General features: G+C 65.1%; 18 protein-coding genes. 16 read left to right on the top strand and 2 right to left on the bottom strand.

Annotated features, from left to right (window positions below):
• Nucleotides 1-12 precede the first annotated feature (12 nt).
• Nucleotides 13-1,404 carry a carbohydrate-binding protein gene (locus C6W88_RS21375; RefSeq protein WP_146164657.1) on the bottom strand — a complete coding sequence of 464 codons (1,392 nt, stop codon included), beginning with the start codon at nt 1,402-1,404 and terminating at the stop codon, nt 13-15.
• A 759-nt stretch (nt 1,405-2,163) separates the two neighbouring features.
• Here C6W88_RS21375 and C6W88_RS13085 point away from each other — a divergent pair.
• Both C6W88_RS13085 and C6W88_RS13080 read left to right on the top strand, forming a co-directional pair.
• Nucleotides 2,164-3,936, top strand: coding sequence for a type I secretion system permease/ATPase (locus C6W88_RS13085; protein ID WP_108132755.1), 1,773 nt, complete (start codon nt 2,164-2,166; stop codon nt 3,934-3,936).
• On the top strand, nt 3,933-5,249 hold the full coding sequence (locus C6W88_RS13080; protein ID WP_108132754.1) for an HlyD family type I secretion periplasmic adaptor subunit: 1,317 nt from the start codon (nt 3,933-3,935) through the stop codon (nt 5,247-5,249). Before C6W88_RS13085 ends, C6W88_RS13080 begins: the two co-directional genes overlap by 4 nt.
• A gap of 74 nt (nt 5,250-5,323) precedes the next feature.
• On the opposite strand, the gene C6W88_RS13075 is transcribed toward C6W88_RS13080, so the two are convergent.
• Nucleotides 5,324-6,214: a substrate-binding domain-containing protein gene (locus tag C6W88_RS13075; RefSeq protein ID WP_108132753.1), complete on the bottom strand. Its 891-nt coding sequence runs from the start codon at nt 6,212-6,214 to the stop codon at nt 5,324-5,326.
• Between the two features lie 158 nt (nt 6,215-6,372).
• Here C6W88_RS13075 and C6W88_RS13070 point away from each other — a divergent pair, with 158 nt between their 5' ends.
• The 14 genes from C6W88_RS13070 (at nt 6,373) to C6W88_RS13005 (ending at nt 21,049) form a co-directional block, all read left to right on the top strand.
• Nucleotides 6,373-7,071, top strand: a complete 699-nt coding sequence (locus tag C6W88_RS13070; RefSeq protein WP_108132752.1) for an ABC transporter permease — start codon at nt 6,373-6,375, stop codon at nt 7,069-7,071.
• On the top strand, nt 7,068-7,793 hold the full coding sequence (locus C6W88_RS13065; RefSeq protein WP_045994994.1) for an ABC transporter ATP-binding protein: 726 nt from the start codon (nt 7,068-7,070) through the stop codon (nt 7,791-7,793). The genes C6W88_RS13070 and C6W88_RS13065 overlap by 4 nt, the downstream gene beginning before the upstream one ends.
• 50 nt (nt 7,794-7,843) lie before the next feature.
• Nucleotides 7,844-8,692, top strand: coding sequence for an ABC transporter substrate-binding protein (locus tag C6W88_RS13060; protein WP_108132751.1), 849 nt, complete (start codon nt 7,844-7,846; stop codon nt 8,690-8,692).
• A 172-nt stretch (nt 8,693-8,864) separates the two neighbouring features.
• A complete protein-coding gene (locus C6W88_RS13055) occupies nt 8,865-9,368 on the top strand; it encodes a cupin domain-containing protein (protein WP_045994996.1) in 504 nt (167 codons plus the stop codon).
• 445 nt (nt 9,369-9,813) lie between these two features.
• The gene (locus C6W88_RS13050; RefSeq protein WP_108132750.1) at nt 9,814-10,983 is read left to right on the top strand and encodes an isovaleryl-CoA dehydrogenase; all 1,170 of its coding nucleotides are present in this window, start codon (nt 9,814-9,816) and stop codon (nt 10,981-10,983) included.
• A gap of 12 nt (nt 10,984-10,995) precedes the next feature.
• Complete coding sequence (locus C6W88_RS13045; protein WP_108132749.1) at nt 10,996-12,603, top strand: carboxyl transferase domain-containing protein; 1,608 nt, start codon at nt 10,996-10,998, stop codon at nt 12,601-12,603.
• A 20-nt stretch (nt 12,604-12,623) separates the two neighbouring features.
• On the top strand, nt 12,624-13,472 hold the full coding sequence (locus tag C6W88_RS13040) for an enoyl-CoA hydratase-related protein (protein WP_108132748.1): 849 nt from the start codon (nt 12,624-12,626) through the stop codon (nt 13,470-13,472).
• Nucleotides 13,469-15,619, top strand: coding sequence for an acetyl/propionyl/methylcrotonyl-CoA carboxylase subunit alpha (locus tag C6W88_RS13035; RefSeq protein ID WP_108132747.1), 2,151 nt, complete (start codon nt 13,469-13,471; stop codon nt 15,617-15,619). Before C6W88_RS13040 ends, C6W88_RS13035 begins: the two co-directional genes overlap by 4 nt.
• On the top strand, nt 15,619-16,533 hold the full coding sequence (locus C6W88_RS13030; RefSeq protein ID WP_108132746.1) for a hydroxymethylglutaryl-CoA lyase: 915 nt from the start codon (nt 15,619-15,621) through the stop codon (nt 16,531-16,533). The genes C6W88_RS13035 and C6W88_RS13030 overlap by 1 nt, the downstream gene beginning before the upstream one ends.
• A 176-nt stretch (nt 16,534-16,709) precedes the next feature.
• Nucleotides 16,710-16,919, top strand: a complete 210-nt coding sequence (locus C6W88_RS13025) for a hypothetical protein (protein WP_108132745.1) — start codon at nt 16,710-16,712, stop codon at nt 16,917-16,919.
• Nucleotides 16,920-16,936: 17 nt separating this feature from the next.
• On the top strand, nt 16,937-17,956 hold the full coding sequence (locus tag C6W88_RS13020; protein ID WP_108132744.1) for a hypothetical protein: 1,020 nt from the start codon (nt 16,937-16,939) through the stop codon (nt 17,954-17,956).
• A 175-nt stretch (nt 17,957-18,131) separates the two neighbouring features.
• Nucleotides 18,132-20,048, top strand: a complete 1,917-nt coding sequence (locus tag C6W88_RS13015; RefSeq protein ID WP_197037113.1) for a cation:proton antiporter — start codon at nt 18,132-18,134, stop codon at nt 20,046-20,048.
• Between the two features lie 104 nt (nt 20,049-20,152).
• A complete protein-coding gene (locus tag C6W88_RS13010) occupies nt 20,153-20,494 on the top strand; it encodes an MliC family protein (RefSeq protein ID WP_108447738.1) in 342 nt (113 codons plus the stop codon).
• A 138-nt stretch (nt 20,495-20,632) separates the two neighbouring features.
• On the top strand, nt 20,633-21,049 hold the full coding sequence (locus C6W88_RS13005; protein WP_108132742.1) for a RidA family protein: 417 nt from the start codon (nt 20,633-20,635) through the stop codon (nt 21,047-21,049).
• Nucleotides 21,050-21,089: the final 40 nt, after the last annotated feature.

Below are 21,089 nucleotides of genomic sequence, written 5' to 3'. Positions count from 1 at the left end.
GGTCTCGACGGTCTAGCCTTCCCACTGGCTGCTCTGATTGGGCCGGTTGGCAGCGTCGAGATCGGACTCGACATCGTCGGGGTAGTAGTCCGGCGCCGTGGTTGTCGCGAAGGCAAAGGTGCCCAGGGTGGTGGTGGTCGCGCCGTCCACCAGTATCAGGTCCAGCGGACGGGGGTCGGAGGTCGCGTAGGTGACGCTTACGGTGTAGGTGCCGGCGGTGGCCACGTCCAGGGTAAAGTCAGCGCTGGCATTGGCATTACCGAACGCCCAATCCAGGTAGCCGGCACCTTCGGCGCCGACGCGGAAGGTCTCGTTGTTGTTGGTGAAGTCAGCGATGCTGTCGAGCGTCGCCACCCGGTTGGTACCAGTGTCGTCCACGTCCTCGTCGGGCGACAGCAGCATGTCCTCGCCTTGCACCACGTAGCGATCGGGGTCCGGGGCGGTGATTTCCAGATAGTCGATGTTAGGCCCGCTGGCCCCATTGGAGGTCAGCGTAATGGTGTTGGTGCCCTGGGCCAGGGTCACCCGTACCGGCTGGGTCAGCTCGAAGTTGGTGAAATCATCGCCGGTGGCGGGCAGGTCGAACATGCGGTCGAACAGCTCGCCGTTGACGTCCAGGCGCAGGGGACGGTTGCCGTCGCCCATGGCGTAGCGCAGCACCAGATCGTATTCACCGGCCTCCGGCGCCTCGAAGGTAAAGGTCAGGCTCTCGCCACCGGCCACGCCGTTGCCGTAATCCACGTAGGCGTTGCCCTCGGCATCGGCGGCGTCAGGGTTGGCCGGATCACTGACCACTGCGATTCCGGTATCGCCGGAAATACTGGCCGAGGCGCCGTCGCTGGCGTCATCGTCCTCGGCCTGGATACGCAGCGAAAAGCCGATCGGCGCGGCCGCGGCCACTATTGAGGGGGTGGCTGAAAGCGCTGCGGCTGGGGTTGTAGAAAGCGCTGCTGGGGTTGCTGTCGAGCTTGATGCTGGGGTTGCCAAAGGCGCTGCGCTATCGGACGCAGCAGGCGCGCCTGGTGCCGACGCCGGCGCTGCATCTGCCGGGATACCCTGATCACCAGACCCTTGTTCCGATGCTTCCAGACCTGCACCGTCCTGCCCCGCTTCCACCTGGCCACTCGGGCCTGCGACTTCATCGTCACTGGCAGCCTCGGCGTCCTCGATAAGCACATCGAAGGCAGCACGAAGTCCGCCCAGAGCCTGCCCTTGCCCATCGAGTGCATCGACCACCATGGCCAGCTTGCCCGGTTGCGGCGTCGGCAGATGGTCAAACACAAAGGGCCGTTCGAAACGCTCGAAGACGCTTTGTGCGCCAGAGGCATCCTTCCAGGTCATCCGCACGGCTTCGACCGCGTCCCGCCATTGGCCAGGATGCGGTGCGACCACCAGATCATGCATCTCGAACTCTTTTGTCAGAAATTCCGCCTTATCTGCCAGACGCTTTTGAAATGACTTCTGCCCACGGCTCACAAATGACATGGAAAACATGGCCTGCCCCCTGACGATTATTTTGGATAGTGATTGCCACCAACTACCAACAAGAACCCATCGACTTTCTTCGAAGATCTCTCTCGCCGCTTTACAGTCCGCCCAGACGAATCCCCAACTTCCGCTGAGACAACAAACGAACCGGCAGCCAGAAAGAGATGGCTCTCTCTGATTCTATAACCCGACGGAGGTACATCAAGATTTTTTTGACAGCGCTAACCATGCGGAATAAACGGTAGAGAAACCCTCATCAACGGTATTATATCTATTTGTTTTTAATAGTTTTATTAAATTATTAATCTCTCTTCATGCAGTATACTCACCACCCTAAAACCAAGAACAAGACACCTCCAAAACCAGCGTAACAACACTCCAACATGAGACTTTTATTATGCCAACATCGGATACATATTCAGATTTCCACTATTAAAAAATCAGAGAAACAGCCCGCAAATAACCGGGAAATAAAATCCAAAGAATAACTAGGCAAAACCCCCTGCAAAGTAGTTGCAAGGTAGAAAAATCCGCATAACATCTTTAGTCATTCGACGTCCGCGTTGACCCACGACATTCACCATCCATAGGAAAATGGCCCAACCGATTTTCAAAAAAACGGCGCAATGTTCGCCAAACAAGAAAAATGACGTAACGTCCAGGGGGAGAGGGAAGATGTCTGCGGAACACAACGATCTGCGCAAGGTGCTGGCCTTCTGCCGGCGCAGCTTTGGCTATGTGGCCCTGTTCAGCCTGTTCATCAACCTGCTGATGCTGGTGCCGCCACTCTATATGCTGCAGGTGTATGACCGAGTGCTGACCACCCGCAGCCAGGAAACCCTGTGGATGCTGACGCTGGTGGTGGTGTTCCTGTTTCTGGTGATGGGTGGGCTCGAGCTGATGCGCTCACGCATCCTGGTCCGGGTCGGCAATCGCCTCGATGCGTTGATCAGTCCCCGGCTCTACAGCGCCATGTTCAAGCGCACCCTGTCGAGTCCCGGCAAGCCCTCCGCCCAACCGCTCAACGACCTGACCAGCCTGCGTCAGTTCCTCTCCGGCAACGGCCTGTTTGCCTTCTTCGATGCGCCCTGGGTACCGGTCTACATCGGGGTGCTGGCACTCTTTCATCCGTGGTTTGGGCTGTTTGCCCTGGGCGCCGGCGTGATCCTGGCCACCATCGCGGTCATCAACGAGCGTATGACCAAGCAACTGCTGACCGAGGCCAACGGTCGCCACGTGCAGTCCCAGGACCTGGCCAACAGCAACCTGCGCAACGCCGAGGTGCTGCACGCCATGGGCATGCTGCCCGGGATCCAGGGCCGTTGGGCGGCGCGCCATCGTGAATACCTGGTGCTGCAATCCCAGGCCAGCGATCGCTCGGGCCTGCTGACCAATACCTCCAAGGTGCTGCGGCTGATGTTCCAGTCGCTGATCCTGGGCATCGGTGCCTTTCTGGTGCTCAGGGGCGAGCTGACCCCTGGCATGATGATCGCCGGTTCGATCCTGATGGGCCGCGCCCTCGCCCCCATCGACCAGATGATCAACGGCTGGAAGGGCTTTTCCGGGGCACGCACGGCCAAGGGACGACTCGAGGCGTTGCTCGACGAGGTGCCCGCCGATCCGCCGACCATGCCGCTGCCCCGGCCCCGCGGTCAGCTCAGCCTGGAAGGTGTCAGCGCCGCGCCTCCCGGCGTACGCCTGCCGACCCTGACCAACATCGACCTCAAGCTTGCCAAGGGCGAACACCTGGCCGTGGTCGGCCCCAGCGCCTCGGGCAAGTCGAGCCTTGCCCGGGTGGTGCTCGGGCTATGGCCGGCTCAGCTTGGCTGCGTGCGCCTGGATGGCGCCGATATCAACAAGTGGGATCGCACTGCGCTGGGCCCCTACCTCGGCTATCTGCCCCAGGACATCGAGCTGTTCGACGGCAGCGTGGCCGAGAACATCGCCCGCTTCCAGGAGGTCGACCCCGAGCAGGTCGTGCGTGCCGCCCGCCGTGCCGGCGTGCATGAACTGGTGCTGAAGCTGCCCGAAGGCTATGACACCTATCTGGATCACGGCGGCACCGCGCTGTCCGCCGGTCAGCGCCAGCGTATCGGCCTGGCCCGAGCGCTCTACGGCGACCCCGCGCTGATCGTGTTGGATGAACCCGACGCCAATCTGGACGATGCCGGTGAGGCCGCCCTGGCCGAGTGTCTGATCCAGCTGCGCCAGCAGGGCACCACCGCGCTGGTGATCACCCATCGCCAACGCCTGCTGAGCAACGTCGATCGTATCCTGGTGCTCAAGGACGGCCAAATCGCCTCGCTGACGCCGCCCCGCCGCAATACGCCGGCGGCCGCCGTGGCCACCGCTGGACGGCGCTCGCCCGGCGTCACCACCCTGCACCCCAGCGCCCGGGGGCGCTCCCCCGTCAACCGCCGCAGCGGCGGTGAGGAGACCTCATCATGAACAGCCCCTCCCCTTCCCAGGACGACCTGCCGCTGCAGGACACTCGCTATCGGCGCATGGGCCTGATCATCCTGCTGGTCGCCTTCGGCGGCTTCGGCAGCTGGTCGGTAATGGCCAGCCTGGCGGTCTCGGTGGTGGCTCCAGGCTCGGTGTCGGTAGAGAGCTTCACCAAGACGGTGCAGCATCTCGAGGGTGGCATCGTCGAGCAGATCCACGTCGAGGATGGCAGCCAGGTCGAGGCCGGCGCACCGCTGATCACCCTGGATGACACCCAGGCGATGGCCCAGAGTCGTATCGTCGAGACCGAGTACCTGATCGCCCGCGCCAGCGAAGTACGCCTGCTGGCCGAACAGTCCGGCGCCGAAACGCTGGTCTTCCCCCAGGCCCTGATCGATTCGGACAACGCCCGGGTACAGGCGGTGCTGGAGGTTCAACGACGGCTGTTCGAGGTACGCCGTGACTCGCTGGAGGGCACCCTGGCGGCACTCGACCAGCAGATCCTCCAGCTCGAGGAGCAGATCACCGGCCTCGAGGAGACCCAGGTCATCACCCAGCGACGAATCGACTCCCTCAACGGCGATGTCGCCAACCACCGCAAGCTGTTTCGTGATGGCTTGATCAGCAGCCAGCGCATGCGCGAGATGGAGCGCGAGAGCCTGGAGTACCAGAGCGACAACGCTCGTCACGTCTCCGAGGTGGCCAGGCTCAGGGCCCAGATCAGCGAGAACACCCTGAACAAGCAGATTCGCCTGCAGGAGTTCCAGCAGCAGGTCGGCGAGGCGCTGCGCCAGGTGCAGGCCGAGGTGGCGGACGCTGAAGAACGCCTGGTGGCGCTGAACGATACCTTGAAGCGCACCCAGATCACCGCCCCGGTAGCGGGCACCGTGGTCGGGCTCAAGGTGCATACCCTGGGCGCGGTGGTGCGCGGCGGCGACCCGCTGATGGACCTGGTGCCCATGGGCGACGGCTTTATCGTCGAGGCCAAGGTGGCCAACCACGACGTCGACCATCTGTACCTTGGCCAACCGGCGGAAATCCGCTTCAGCGCCTTCAACCAGCGGCTGTCCAACGTCATCGACGGTGAGGTCGTCCACGTCAGCGCCAACAGTTTCGAGGACGAGGCGACGCGCCAGCGCTACTACAAGGTACGCATCCAGGTCACCGAACTCGGCGAGAAGGACATGACCGAGAATATGCGGCTGATGGCCGGCATGCCGGCAGAGGTGATGATCCGCACCAGCGAAAGAAGCTTCGCCAGCTATGTGGCGAAACCGATCGTGGACATGCTGGCCCGAGCGATGCGGGAAGAGTAACTAGTGAGACCGCCTTTTCACGCGACACCCTTGCGCGCGTGAAAGGCGGAACACCAAGGATCACCGACCTCGCATCAGGCGTTGAAGCGAATCGTCCCGATCCGCGACACCTCGTAGCCGCCAAGGCTTTCCGCCTGGTCCCGTAAACGCTCACCCCGGGCGAAGGCGAACAGCCGCTGCAGGGCATCGCTGAAATAGCTGCGTCGCCGCAACAGCAGGTCGAAGGACTCCTGGTGCAGGGGCAGGAAATGAAGCCCCTGGCGCCTTGCTGCGGCCTCCACACCAAGCCCAACGTCCGCCCTGCCCTGGGCAACGGCAAGCGCCAGGTCGTCCTCGCTTGTCGCCGGATGCTCCAGCATATCCAGCTGTTCCATCTCGATGCCCTGCCGCTCCAGCAGCCAACCCAGCAAGCGGTGGGCGCCGGCACCTTCGGGTCGCCGACCGATACGTAGCCCCGGCCTTGCCAGGTCACCCAGGCCTTCGAGGCCAAGCGGGTTGCCCGGCGCCAGCATCAGCCCCTGGGTACGCCTGGCCCAGTGCACCACCACCAGGTCACGCATGCCACCGAGGCCAAGCTCCGAGGGCACATTGTAGCGCCCCGCCCCGTCCAGCAGATGAGCCCCCACCACCATGGCCTTGCCCGCCATCAGCCGCTGGATGCCGTCGCCGCTGCCCAGGCAAAGGCTCGCCAGGCCACAGCCGCTCTCGCGCATGGCCCAGTCCAGCAGCGGGTCCTGACTACCGGCCATCACCTCCAGCGGCTCGGTCGCGGAAGACTGGTCCCCCTCCAGGTGGTTCATCAGCCACAGGTCGATGGCGTGGCGTGGAAACAGCAGTTTGCCGGTGGCACGGGTGCAGGGAATCTGCCCCTGGCGGACCAGATCGTAGACCTTGCGTGGCTTCAACCGCAGATAGTCGGCCACCTCTGCGGTGGTGAGGTAGCGAGGCAGGACGGGTTCGACCATCGGGTTACCTCCAAAAGGTGTAGAGGGTCACTTTGCAGGAAGTGGTCTATGGCTGCATATATTACGGCCATGGGGTGCGCGCCGCAGTAGATCATCACATCATGCCGGTAGACCGGAAAACGGCAAGCACCCGACGCCCCCAAATCGACCGAGACACGATGACCGACTCTGCCTTCCTTACTGCCCTTGAACTCGTCATCGGTCTGGACGCCGACCTGCTCGACATCGTCGGGTTATCGCTGAAGATCTCGCTGACCGCTGTCGCCATCGCTGCCCTGCTGGCCTTTCCATTGGGGGCGGCGCTGGCGCTGTTTCGCTTTCCAGGCCGAGCCCCTCTTATCGTCACCCTCAATGCCCTGATGGGCCTGCCGCCGGTGGTGGCGGGGCTCGCCGTCTATCTATTGCTGTCCCGGGCAGGGCCGCTGGGTTCACTAGGGCTGCTGTTTACCCCCACCGCCATGGTCGTGGCCCAGGTCATCCTGGTGCTGCCGATCCTGGCGGCCCTGACCCGTCAGAAGGTCGAGGAGCTCCACGGCGAGTACGCCGAACAGCTCGCCTCCATCGGGGTTTCTCGGCGGCGCCGTATTCCGACCTTGCTGTGGGACGCCAGGCTGTCGCTGATCACTGTGGTGCTGGCCGGCTTTGGCCGCGCCAGCGCCGAGGTCGGGGCGGTGATGATCGTCGGCGGCAACATCGACGGCGTCACCCGGGTCATGACGACGGCCATCGTGCTGGAGACCAGCAAGGGCAACCTGCCCCTGGCGCTGGGCCTGGGTATCGTGTTGCTGACACTGGTGGGGGTCATCAATGCACTGGCGCATCTGCTGGGCGAAGCGACGCGGAGGCAGCTCGGATGACCCATCTGACCCTTTCGGTGCCGGCCACGACGCCACGCCTGAACTTCGATCGCGTCAGCTACGCATCCCGTGGGCAGACGCTGCTGGGGCCGCTGTCGCTGAACCTGGAGGGCCATCGCCGCACCCTGATCATGGGGCCCAACGGCGCCGGCAAGAGCCTGCTGATGCGCCTGGCCCATGGTCTGCTGCAGCCGACGTCGGGGCGCCTGGTGTGGGAAGGCGCGGCGCCACGCCAGGCCATGGTGTTCCAGCGCCCGGTGCTGCTCAGACGCTCGGCCCTGGCCAACCTCGAGTATGCCCTGGCGGTGCAGCGGGTGCCGCGGCGTCAGCGTCGCGAACGGGCCAGGGAGGCGCTGGCGCGGTTTGGTCTGGAGGCACTTGCCCGGCGACCGGCCAGGGTACTGTCCGGCGGCGAACAGCAGCGCCTGGCGCTGGCCCGGGCCTGGCTGCTGTCGCCCGAGGTGCTGTTTCTCGATGAGCCCACCTCGGCCCTGGATCCCGCCGCCATTCGCGCCGTGGAGGCCGCCATCGGCGACTTTCACCGCCAGGGGGTACGCATCGTGATGACCAGCCATGACCTTCATCAGGCCCGCCGACTGGCCGACGAGGTGATCTTGCTGCACCACGGCAGGCTGGTCGAACAGAGCCCTGCAGCGACCTTCTTCGACGCCCCGGTCACCGCCGAGGGCCACGCCTTTGTCCACGGCGAGCTGCTCGATTGAGCGGCCTGCCCCATCCAGAAGTCCGATCAACCCACGCAAGGAAGGCCCCCATGACAAGATATCAAGCCTCCACTCCTGCCAGTGCTCTGCTCTCCGGCGCCCTGCTGGTCGCCGGTCTGGCGGTGTGCGCAACCAGTGCCCAGGCCGAGGATGAGCCCCCTTTTATCACCCTGGCCTCCACCACCTCGACCCAGAACTCGGGGCTGTTCGATGCCATCATCCCGAGCTTTACCGAGGACTCCGGCATCGACGTCCGTGTGGTCGCCGTGGGCACCGGACAGGCCTTCGAGATCGCCAGGCGCGGGGACGCCGACAGCCTGCTGGTGCACGACACCGCCGGCGAGGAAGCCTTCGTGGCGGACGGCTACGCCACCGAGCGCGCCGACGTCATGTACAACGACTTCGTGCTGATCGGCCCGGCCGAGGATCCCGCAGGCATCCGTGACGCCGACAGCGCAGCCGAGGCGCTCAACCTGATCGCCGACAACGCGTCGCCCTTCGCCTCCCGTGGCGACGACAGCGGCACCAACCGGGCGGAGCTGCGGCTGTGGGAGTCGGCGGGGGTCGAACCCGGCGGCGACTGGTACCGTGAACTGGGCAGCGGCATGGGGGCCACCCTCAACACCGCGGCGGGCATGGGTGCCTACGTGATGTCGGATCGTGCCACCTGGGTGGCCTTCGACAACCGTCAGGATCTCGAGCTGCTGTTCGAAGGAGACGAGGTGCTGTTCAACCAGTACGGCAGCCTCAAGCTGTCGCCCGAGCGCCATCCGGAGCTCAAGCACGACCTGGCCGACCAGTGGCACGACTGGCTGTTGTCCGAGGCGGGCCAGCAGGCCATCGGCGACTTCGAGGTCAAGGGACAGCAGCTGTTCTTTCCCAACGCCGACGGCGAGTAATCGCTGGCTTGCGCTGAAGCCGGCGGCCGCGCCCGAGGCAGCAACGTCAACTGACCAGGGTCGTAGCGGGGTCATATATCTCGGTCTAGGCTGATACATGGATTGACGCGAGACGGGCGAAGGCACGCGATCGGCGTGCTTCGTTCGTCCCCATGACCGACAAGGACCCTCAATGCGAGCTCGCATCCTCTCTCTGTGCCACTGCCCGATCCCCCGCCAGGACCACCAGCACGGTGACAAGGTCGATGCCAAGATCATCAACCTGACGCCGGTGCTGGGCATGCGCGACCTCGGCTGTCGCCGAGTCACCCTGGCACCTGGCTGCCACGCCTGGCCTTTCCACTTCCATCACAACAATGACGAGATGTTCATCGTGCTCAAGGGCAAGGGCAGCGTGCGTCTGGGTGAGAAACGCTACCCCATCGTCGAGGGGGAGCTGATCGCGGCCCCCGCCGGCGACGCCGACTGCGCCCACCAGATCATCAACGACTCCGACGAACCCCTGACCTACCTGTGTATCAGCAGCATGAACGCACCGGACGTGATGGAGTATCCCGACTCAGGCAAGTTTGGTGTACTGGCCGGCAGCGCTCCGGGCGGCGACAAGGCCGAGCGCAGCTTCGAACACTACGGCATGCGCCAGGACGCGGTGGACTACTGGCAGGACGAAGGTTGATGGGACGGGCGTGCCTGGCGGCAGATGGCTCACCCTCGCCGTATCGCTCCATGCCTCGTGCCAGGCGCGCTTTCTCGGACGTTGCCGGTCTCGTGCCTGAATCTGGCCTGGCATTGAACCACTGCCATTATCCTGATCTCGATCTGAACCGCACGGCCACCCTGTTCACCCCATCGCCCTGACCCGAAGGCGTCGTCTGGCGCTTCTGGTGGCGACCCACTGCCGGGCGAGTGCCGCTCGTCTACCCGCACCTATCTACCAACTTTGGTCGCAAGCATCACAAGCTGCACTTTACGTTAACGTAAACCTTGCCTAGTCTTCTTGTCATCCCGTGAACGCTCACCGCCTGCGGTGCCGTTTCACCTCGTCACCAACACCATCAATAAAGATGGTCCGGCCCCCTCCTGGCGCCGTATCGACCATCAAGGATGCCCCGGAGCCCATCATGTTCAGCCCCTACACGCCTCTCGATTTCGGCCTCGACGAAACCCTGGTCATGCTGCGCGACCAGGTCAATGCCTTCGCCCGCGACGAGATCGCCCCCCGCGCCGGCGAAATCGACGAGAAGAACGAATTCCCCGCCGACCTGTGGCAGAAGTTCGGCGACATGGGCCTGCTCGGCATCACCGTGTCCGACGAGGACGGCGGCACCGGCATGGGTTATCTGGCCCACTGCATCGCCATGGAAGAAATCTCCCGGGCCAGCGCCTCGGTGGGCCTGTCCTACGGCGCCCACTCCAACCTGTGCGTCAATCAGCTGAAGATCAACGCCTCCGCCGAACAGAAGGCCAGGTACCTGCCCAAGCTGATCTCTGGCGAGCACGTAGGGGCGCTGGCCATGTCGGAGCCGGGCGCCGGTTCCGACGTGGTGTCGATGAAGCTGCGCGCCCGCAAGGACGGCGACCGCTACATCCTCAACGGCAACAAGATGTGGATCACCAACGGCCCCGATGCCGACGTGCTGGTGGTCTACGCCAAGACCGATCCCGACGCCGGCTCCAAGGGCATGACGGCCTTTATCATCGAGAAGGGCTTTGCCGGCTTCTCCACCGCCCAGAAGCTCGACAAGCTCGGCATGCGCGGCTCCAACACCTGCGAACTGGTGTTCGAGGACTGCGAAGTCCCCGCCGAGAACGTGCTGGGGGAGGTCGGCAAGGGCGTGCGCGTGCTGATGAGTGGGCTGGACTACGAGCGCACCGTGCTGGCTGCTGGCCCCATCGGCATCATGCAGGCGGCGATGGACGTGGTGGTGCCTTACATCCACGAGCGCAAGCAGTTCAACCAGTCCATCGGCGAGTTCCAGCTGGTCCAGGGCAAGGTTGCCGACATGTACACCACCCTGAACGCCTGCCGCGCCTACCTCTACACCGTCGCCGCCGCCTGCGACCGCGGCCAGACCTCGCGCAAGGACGCCGCCGGGGTGATCCTCTACTGCGCCGAGAAGGCCACCCAGGTGGCGCTGGACGCCATCCAGCTGCTCGGCGGCAACGGCTACATCAACGAGTACCCGACCGGGCGCCTGCTGCGTGACGCCAAGCTCTACGAGATCGGTGCCGGCACCAGCGAGATCCGGCGCATGCTGATCGGGCGTGAGCTGTTCAACGAATCCAAGTAAGGGGAGCCGGTCATGGCGATTCTGGACACCAAGATCAACCCGCGCTCCGAGGACTTCCAGGCCCGGGACGCGGCCATGCGCGCCGAAGTCGGCAAACTGGCCGAACTGACCGCTGCCATCCGCCGTGGCGGTGGCGACAAGGCCCGTAGCCGGCACGAATCCCGCGGCAAGCTGTTCGTGCGCGACCGCATCGACCACCTGCTCGACGAGGGCTCGCCCTTCCTCGAATTGTCGGCGCTGGCCGCCCATGAGGTGTATGACACCGAAGTGCCGGCGGCCGGCATCGTCACCGGCATCGGCCGCGTTTCGGGCGTCGAGTGCGTGATCGTCGCCAACGACGCCACCGTCAAGGGCGGCACCTATTTTCCGCTGACGGTGAAAAAGCACCTGCGCGCCCAGGAAGTCGCGCGCAAGCATCGCCTGCCCTGCGTCTACCTGGTCGACTCCGGCGGTGCCTTTCTGCCGCGCCAGGACGAGGTATTCCCCGACCGCGACCACTTCGGCCGGATCTTCTACAACCAGGCCACCCTGTCGGCGGAGGGAATTCCCCAGATCGCCGTGGTGATGGGCTCCTGCACCGCCGGTGGCGCCTATGTGCCGGCCATGGCCGATGAATCGATCATCGTGCGCGAGCAGGGCACGATCTTTCTCGGCGGCCCGCCGCTGGTCAAGGCCGCGACCGGCGAGACCATCAGCGCCGAGGACCTGGGCGGCGCCGACGTCCATACCCGGATCAGCGGGGTCGCCGACCACTACGCCGACAACGACGCCCACGCCCTGCAGATCGCCAGGCGCTGCGTGTCCCGCCTGAACTGGCAGAAGCGCGGCGAGCTGGCGATGGCCGCTCCGCGCCCGCCCAGCCTCGACCCCGAGGAGCTCTACGGTATCGTCGGTACCGACCTCAAGAAGCCCTTCGAGGTGCGCGAGGTCATCGCGCGGATCGTCGACGGCTCCGACTTCGACGAGTTCAAGCGCTACTACGGCGATACCCTGGTCACCGGCTTCGCCCATATCCACGGTCATCCGGTGGGCATCGTCGCCAACAACGGGGTGCTGTTCTCGGAGAGCGCGGTCAAGGGCGCCCACTTCATCGAACTGTGTGCCCAGCGCAAGATTCCGCTGGTGTTCCTGCAGAACATCACCGGCTTCATGGTCGGCTCGAAGTACGAGCACGAGGGCATCGCCAAGCACGGCGCCAAGCTGGTGACCGCGGTGTCCTGCGCCAAGGTACCCAAGTTCACGGTGCTGATCGGCGGCAGCTTCGGTGCCGGCAACTACGGCATGTGCGGCCGCGCCTTCGAGCCCAACCTTTTGTTCATGTGGCCCAACGCCCGCATCTCGGTGATGGGCGGCGAGCAGGCCGCCGGCGTGCTGTCCCAGGTCAAGCGCGAGCAGATCGAACGCGCCGGCGAGTCCTGGTCCGCCGAAGACGAAGAGGCCTTCAAGAAGCCGACCCGCGAACAGTACGAACACCAGGGCCATCCCTACTACGCCAGCGCCCGACTGTGGGACGACGGCGTGATCGACCCGGCCCAGACCCGCGATGTACTGGGCCTGTCGCTGGCCGCCGCGATGAATGCCGAGATCGAACAGACGCGCTTCGGCGTCTTCCGCATGTAATGCCCTCAAGGATGGATCCCATGTCAGACATGTCCCAACTACGGATCGACGCCCGGGGGGTTGCCTGGTTGACCCTGACCCGCCCCGAGGTGCACAACGCCTTCGACGACGCCCTGATCGGCGAGCTCAACGCCCACCTGGATCAGGTACGCCAGGCCGCCGACAGCGGCGAGGTACGAGTACTGGTGCTGGGTTCAGAGGGCAAGAGCTTCTCCGCCGGCGCCGACCTCAACTGGATGAAGCGCATGGTCGACTACAGCGTCGACGACAACCTGGCCGACTCGCGTGAGCTGTCTCGCCTGATGCACGGCCTCGACAGCCTGCCCTGCGTGACGGTGTGCCGGGTCCAGGGTGCGGCCTTCGGTGGCGCGGTAGGCCTGGCCGCCTGCTGCGACATCGTGATCGCCTCCGACAGAGCCAAGTTCTGCCTGTCCGAGGTGCGCATCGGCCTGTCGCCGGCGGTCATCAGCCCCTACGTGCAGCGCGCCATCGGCAGCCGTCAGATGCGCCGCTACGCGCTCAGCGCCGAAGTCATGGACGCCGACACCGCCCAGCGACTGGACCTGGTCCACCGGGTGGTCGCCGCAGAGGAACTCGACGCCGCCATCGACGCGATGCTCGACACCCTGCTGGCCACCTCGCCCCAGGCCAGTCGAGCGACTAAGGCCCTGCTTGCGGAAGTCGTCAGGGACACCGACAGCGACGCCACCCGCGAGCGCACCTGTCAGGTCATCAGTGAGCTGCGCACCAGCGCCGAAGGCCAGGAGGGACTGGCGAGTTTCCTCGAGAAGCGCCGTCCGGCCTGGACCGACACCTCCTCTTCCGCCAGCCCCCCTTCATCCACCAACAAAAAAGGGAGCGCCTCATGAGCTCGAATCCGTCAGACCGCCAGCCGCGCTTCGACACCCTGCTGGTGGCCAATCGTGGCGAGATCGCCTGTCGTGTCATGGCCACCGCCCGGGCCATGGGCCTGAAGACGGTGGCGGTGTACTCCGACGCCGATGAAGGCGCGCGCCACGTGCGCGAAGCCGATGAGGCGATCCGCATCGGTCCGGCGCCGGCCCGGGAAAGCTATCTCGATGTCGACAAGGTCATCGCGGCGGCCCGCCGCAGCGGCGCCGGCGCCATCCATCCCGGCTACGGTTTCCTGTCGGAAAACGAGGCCTTCGTCAGCGCCTGCGAAGACGCCGGTATCGTCTTCGTCGGCCCGCCCGCCTCCAGCATCAAGGCCATGGGCGACAAGTCCGCCGCCAAGGCCCGCATGATGGACGCCGGGGTGCCGCTGGTGCCGGGCTACCACGGCGATGATCAGGACGACGACCTGCTCAAGCGCGAGGCCGACGCCATCGGCTATCCGGTGCTGCTCAAGGCCAGCGCCGGTGGCGGCGGCAAGGGCATGCGCGTGGTCGAGAACGCCGACGAGTTCCAGGCGGCCCTGGACGGCTGCCGACGGGAGTCCCGCGCGGCCTTCAACGACGACCGCATGTTGATCGAGAAGTACCTGACCCAGCCTCGCCACGTCGAGGTCCAGGTGTTCTGCGACAGCCACGGCGGCGGCGTCTACCTGTTCGAGCGCGACTGCAGCGTGCAGCGTCGTCACCAGAAGGTGCTAGAGGAAGCCCCTGCACCGGGCATGACCCTGCAACTGCGCCAGGCCATGGGCGAGGCGGCGGTGCGCGCGGCCCAGGAGATCGGTTACGTCGGCGCCGGCACGGTGGAGTTTCTGCTCGACGCCTCACCGGGGCAGGACGGCTCCTTCTATTTCATGGAGATGAACACCCGCCTGCAGGTGGAGCACCCTGTCACCGAGATGATCACCGGGCAGGACCTGGTCGAGTGGCAGCTGCGCGTGGCCATGGGCGAGCGCCTGCCGCTGAGCCAGGATGAGCTGACCATCAATGGCCACAGCTTCGAGGCGCGGCTTTACGCCGAGGACGCCGACCAGGACTTCCTGCCCGCCACCGGCCTGCTCAGCCACTTTTCGCTGGACCTCGAGGGCGCCTCGCTGGACCCGGCCAGGGTGCGCCTGGACAGCGGGGTCGAAAGCGGTGACATGGTGTCGATGCACTACGACCCCATGCTGGCCAAGCTGATCACCCACGGCCCCGACCGCGCCTCGGCGCTGGCGACCCTGAACCGCGCCCTGGCGGCGCTGGACGTGCGTGGTGTGGTCACCAACCGCGGCTTCCTGCAGCGCCTGGCCACCCACCCGGACTTCCAGGCGGCCAACCTCGATACCCGCTTTATCGAGCGCCACGAGGACAGCCTGTTCGCCTCCCGCGGCCTCGACCAGGACAGCCTGGCCAGCGCCGCCCTGGTGGCGCTGCATCAGCTGTCTCGGGAGTGCGAGAGCGACTCGCCCTGGGACCGCCACGACGGCTTTCGCCTGAACGGCCCGCGCCAGATCCGTATCGCCCTGTGCGACCCGCGCGAGGCGCTGGACGCCGAGCCTGCGAGCCTGGCGCTGGTCGAGGGACGTCATGGGGCCAGTGACGACGCCTGGCAGCTCAGCATCAGCGGGGCCAATCGCGACGAGGTCCAGCAGGTATCGGCGAGCCTCACCGATCTGCCCGGCGACGCCGTGGCGATCACCCTGGACGGCCACCGCCGCCGCCTGCAGGCGCGCCTGGTGGGCGAAGGCAAGGAGCGCAACGAGATCGTGCTGTCGAGCCCCGAGGGCGAGGTCCGCCTTTACTGGCGGCGTATCGACGCCATCGACCACGGCCAGCACGAGGTCGAGTCGACCCTGACCGCGCCCATGCACGGTACCGTGGTGGCGCTGCTGGTTGCGCCCGGTGCTGCCGTTGCCAAGGGTGACGCCCTGATGGTGATGGAAGCGATGAAGATGGAGCACACCCTCACCGCCCCGGCCGACGGCGCCGTGGCCAGCTTCCACTTCGCCGCCGGCGACACCGTCGGCCAGGGCGACGTGCTGCTGGAGTTCGACGCCGGCGCGTCGTCAACAGAGGCGCAGTCAGAGACACAGCCCGAAACCGAGCAAAAGGAGTCCCGCTGATGGCCCTTCCCGCCAGCGTTCGCATCGTCGAAGTCGGGCCTCGCGACGGCCTGCAGAACGAGCCGGACCCGATCACCACGGCGACCAAGCTCGAACTGGTCGAACGCCTGGCCAAGGCCGGCCACCGCCATATCGAGGCGGCCAGCTTCGTGTCGCCCAAATGGGTGCCACAGATGGCCGACCACCGCGAGGTGATGACCGCCCTGATGCGAGAGGGCAAAGGCCAGCCAGGGGTGCGCTATTCGGCGCTGACTCCCAACCTCAAGGGACTGGAGGCGGCCATCGAGTGCGGCGTCGATGAGGTGGCGGTGTTCGGCGCGGCCTCGGAGTCGTTCTCGCAAAAGAACATCAACTGCTCCATCGCCGAGTCGCTCGAGCGCTTCGCCCCGGTGGTGGAACGCGCCCGCGATCAGGGGATCCAGGTGCGCGGCTATGTTTCCTGCGTGCTCGGCTGCCCCTACGAAGGCGAGATCGCGCCAGAACAGGTGGCGGCGGTCGCCCGGGCGCTGGACGAGATGGGCTGCTACGAGGTGTCACTGGGCGACACCATCGGCACCGGTACCCCAATCAACGCCCGGCGCATGCTCGAGGCGGTGGCCCGTGACGTTCCGGTCGAGCGTCTGGCCGCCCACTTCCACGACACCTATGGCCAGGCGCTGGCCAATCTGGCCGCGGTACTCGAGGACGGCATCCAGGTAATCGACAGCTCGGTGGCGGGCCTCGGGGGCTGCCCCTACGCCAAGGGCGCCAGCGGCAATGTCGCCACCGAGGACGTGGTCTACCTGCTTGAAGGCCTGGGCATCGAAACCACGGTGGACCTCGAGCGCATCGCCGCCGTGGGCGACTGGATCACCCGCGCCATCGGGCGTCCCAATCGCTCCAAGGCCGGTGTGGCGGTGGTTGCCAAGGGCTGACCAATGCCGAGGGGGAAGGCAAGAGAGGAAGGAACGGGGCCAGCGCGGTTCTCTCCTTTCTTTTCTCTCCCTTCCCTCTCTTTCCTCCCCCTCCCCATGCCTTCCGCTTCCTTTCCATCCCGCGACATACATCGCATCGTGCTATTCTCAGTGTCAGTCCATGAGAGGAACAGGACATGAGCGCACAGGGCCAACGCATTCTCGAGCAGATTCAGCAGCAGCTGCAGCAATCTACCGAGGCGGCAGAGACGGCAGGCTGGGATGACGTGGATATCACTGCCTCGGGTACCGTGGTGGTGCGCAGGTACGCCAGCAAGGACGCCGCCGAGCTCGAGCGCCAACGCATCGACCAGAGCTTCCCCCTGGCTTCCCACGAAAGCCAGTAGCAGCGTAGCCGCCCACCATGATCGGGCTGCTCATCTTTCCCGTGCTGGTGTGTGGCTATATCTACCTCAGCGAAAGCCCTGCCGAGCGCATCCGTATCAGCCTCTACCATGGCTGGTCGCTCTACATTCGTGCCGCGCAGTTCGGCATTCTTATTGTCGCGGTGGTCGCCTTGCTGTTCGGCTATCTGCTGCCGTGGCTCGGTGTACTGATCGGCAGGCTGACAGGCATCACCCTCCTTCCTCACACTCACCTGTTCATGCTGCTCGCCCAGCTGATGGCAAGCGGACTCTACTCTGCAACGCCTCCTCCTCCCGCCACCATGGCATCGCTTCAGATTGCGTCCCTGTCACTGTGCTCAATCGCCTTTACCTGGTCCATTGCCTGGTCATGCCAGCGATTCACCTGGCTGGGAGCAACGCGGCTACAACAGGCGCGCCGCCACCATGTGGTGAAGCTGCTGCGAGACCAGGCGCCTATCGAGCACCACCTTGTCACCATCATGACCCAGGCCAAGATCGACCTGGCCCACAACGCGGCTATTCTCGAGGCCCGAACCGGACTGTCCGACAACCTGCGCAAAGGCACGATCGATCGACACGACCGGATGAGCCGGTCGTCCTTGCTGGAGACGCTGAAACAGCTTAAATATCGCAAGATCACCTATGCTCTGGTGACCCTGGAAAATAACAAGGTCTACATCGGCCTACCGACCATCGTGCCGGAACCGGACGAGGAGAGCGTGGTATCCAATGCGATTCGTCTGATACCGCTGCGCTCGGGCTACCGTCATGAACAGAACAAGCAGGTGATCCTTACCACCCAGTATGACTTCGACCTGGCCGCGCCAAGAGCGGAGTTCGAAGTCTCGCTTCAGCGCGACAAGATCATCAGCGTTTCCGGCTTCACGTTCAATCTTCGTCACCCGTCCTCGGCGTCCGTGCGGCCGGCGTCGACCGGCCCGCGGGCTGACGCGAACACTTCCCCGCCCTCGGTAGTGCGAAGGCTCCTTCAATGCCTGCGTGGCGCGGCCCCCTGAGTCTCCGGGCAACTGTGCCGATCGGGTCGCAAGCGTTTACAGGGTTGGTTGTGAATGCAGCGGGCGCCGCCTAGCGTTATGCCTTGTAGGAAAAGTGCCTGCGCTCGCCGACGTTACCTCGCCAGCCTGGCAAGCAAAGCACTGACTGCACCGATTCGACCACAGGGAAGCCCTCATGACCCCCGTTCTCGTCTTCTGCCTGATCGCGGCGCTCGGTATCGGCGCCCAGTGGCTGGCCTGGCGCTGGAAGGTGCCGGCCATCGTTCTGCTGCTGCTGAGCGGCGTACTCATCGGCCCGGTAACCGGTGTGCTCGACCCACGCTCGGTATTCGGCGAGTTGCTCGAACCGCTGATCGCGGTCGCCGTGGCGATGATCCTGTTCGAGGGTGGCCTGACGCTGAACCTGACACGGCTGAAGGGCGCGGAGCTTGCGGTGAAGCGCCTGGTGTTCTTCGGCGGCCCGCTGGTCTGGCTGCTGGCGACCCTGTCGGGTCACTACATCGGTGGACTGACCTGGGCATCGGCCTCGGTGCTTGGCGGCATCCTGATCGTCACCGGCCCCACCGTCATCATTCCCCTGCTGCGCCAGGCCAGCCTCAAGCGGCGTCCGGGGGAAATCCTGCGCTGGGAGGCGATCCTCAATGACCCGGTGGGCGCCCTGGCGGCGGTGCTGGCCTTCGAACTCGCCATCGTTCTCAACTCCTCTCACTCGCTGTCGATGACCCTCGGCCATATGGCGCTGGGCATCGCGGTGGCGAGCGCGGTGGGACTGGCCACCGCCTGGGGCCTGATCCGCGCGATCAAGGGCGGCCATATCCCCGAGTTTCTCAAGGTGCCGGTGATCATCTTCTTCGTCATGGCCACCTACGCCCTGCCCAATGCGCTGCTGCATGAAAGCGGCCTGCTGGCGGTCACCGTGATGGGCGTGGTGATCGGCAATTCGTCGCTGTCGTCGCTGGACGAGATCCGCCGCTTCAAGGAGAACATCACCGTACTGCTGGTCTCCGGGGTATTCATCCTGCTGGCCGCTCAGGTGGACCTGGGCACCCTGGCCACCCTGACGACCCGCGAGATCCTGTTCGTCGCGGTGGTACTGCTGCTGGTCCGCCCGCTGGCGGTCTTCATATCGTTGATCAAGGTCGACCTGCCCTTCGGCGAGAAGCTGATGGTCGGCTGGATCGGTCCACGCGGAGTGGTCGCGGTGGCCATCGCCGGTCTGTTCGGCGCGCGCCTGGTCGACATCGGCATCGAGGACGCCGCCCTGCTGTCGCCATTGGCCTTTGCCATCGTCGCCGTCACGGTGCTGCTTCACGGCTTCTCGCTGCAACCCCTGGCCCGTCGCTTCAATCTTCAGTCCACCGATACCAAGGGGCTGTTGATCATCGGCGCCAACCCCTTCACGGTCGCCCTTGCCGAGGCCATCCAGTCCACCGGGCGCCCGGTGCTGATCGCCGATCGCAACTACAACCATCTGCGCCAGGTCAGAGGCCGCGACATTCCCACCTACTACGGCGAGGTACTCACCGAGGAGGCCGAGCTGACGCTGGAGTTCAGCCGCTTCGACAGCATGGTGGCGCTGACCGACAACGACGACTACAACGCCCTGCTGTGCATGCACTATGCTCCCGAATTCGGCCACCATCAGGTGTACCGCTTCGCCCCGGGGGGCGGTGCCGGTGGCGATCATCTGGAGCAGACCCTGGGCGGGCGCTTCTTTGCCAAGGAACTCGACTTCGAACAGGCCACCAACTACATCCGCGAGGGCTGGTGCGTCCGTCTGACGCGCCTCAGCGAGAGCTATTCGTTCGAGGACTATCGACGCGACAACCCCGACGCCCGGGTGATCTCGACCTACGACGAGGATGGCGAAGTACGCGTCATGCACAAGGATGAAAGCTTCGATGCCGGTGACGGCGAGACTCTGCTAGCCCTGGTGCCCGACGACACCCATCGCGACAAGGCAGAGCGCCACGCCAGACGCCAGGAGCAACAACCGACGGATGTCAGCGTTGACGACGGGGCCCATGACGATAACGACGGCGACTCCCGCGGCAACACGACTCCCGGACGCGAACCGCCTGAGCAGGGCTGATCCGGCGAGGTATCGTGGCGGGTGCGGAACTTGTGTAGCCTGGGAAGGCCTAACGCCAGGCGAGCCTTTTCCACGGCTCCCTTCATATGACAAGGAGATGTTTCATGAACGCCAGCTGGATCCCTGTTGCCGCCTTCACTGCACTGTTCACCGCCCTGGCCGGCTGTGCCGGCGGCAGTGGCCATGATGACAGTGCCGACGCCGCAGCCTCGCCCTCCGCCGACTACATCTGCCAGGATGGCAGCCAGTTCACCATCGTCTTCGACAGTCAGGACAGCGCCGAGGTACAGATGCACGGCGACAGCTTCCCGCTCGAACGCCAGCCCGCCGCCTCGGGCATGCACTACGCCTCGGAAAACGGCCAGCACGTCTTCCGTGGCAAGGGCAACGAGGCCACCTGGACCATCGGCCGGCGCATGCCGGTGCAGTGCGAAGTCAGCAGCTGACGCCCGCGCTATTCCCGGACGCTCTCCGCAGTCAACCGACAAACGCATTTCCGCCGCCTGCTTTCCGCAAGGAAAGTCGGCGGCATTCGCCAGACATTTCTCCAGCGGCACAACGACCAAGCCGCAGCAGGAGGCAAGATGGCACGCTACTTCAACGACCCCACCCTACCCAGCCCCGAGTTTCCGGGCTCCCATCTGGTCATGGACGAACACTACGTCCATCTGTCGGGGCTGACCGCCGCCGATATCCAGGGCAGTGACGCCATTCTCGGTGACGCCGCCGAAGAAACTCGCTGGATCCTCAGGCGACTGTCTCACCTGCTCGAGCAGGCGGATTGCACCCTGGCCGACACCGTGCGTGTTCAAGTGCACCTCACCGACCTGTCGCTGCAACAGGCGGTGGATGATGTCTATTCTGAGTGGTTCGAGGCTGCGCGCTATCCGGCGCGTACCTGCACCGTGTCGCCACGACTGCATGGCGGCGCCGCCGTGGAGATCACCCTGACCGCCCGTCGGCCCGAGGGTGCATCGCCTGATGAGCCCAGCGAGGGCTGAGTCTTGTCGACCAAGCCTTAGGCGCTGTCCGAAAAGTCGA

It is taken from the genome of Halomonas litopenaei, from assembly GCF_003045775.1.
GTDB lineage: Bacteria > Pseudomonadota > Gammaproteobacteria > Pseudomonadales > Halomonadaceae > Halomonas > Halomonas litopenaei.
The sequence above is the reverse complement of the archived record's forward strand: the minus strand, read 5'-3'. Positions and strand labels throughout refer to the sequence as shown.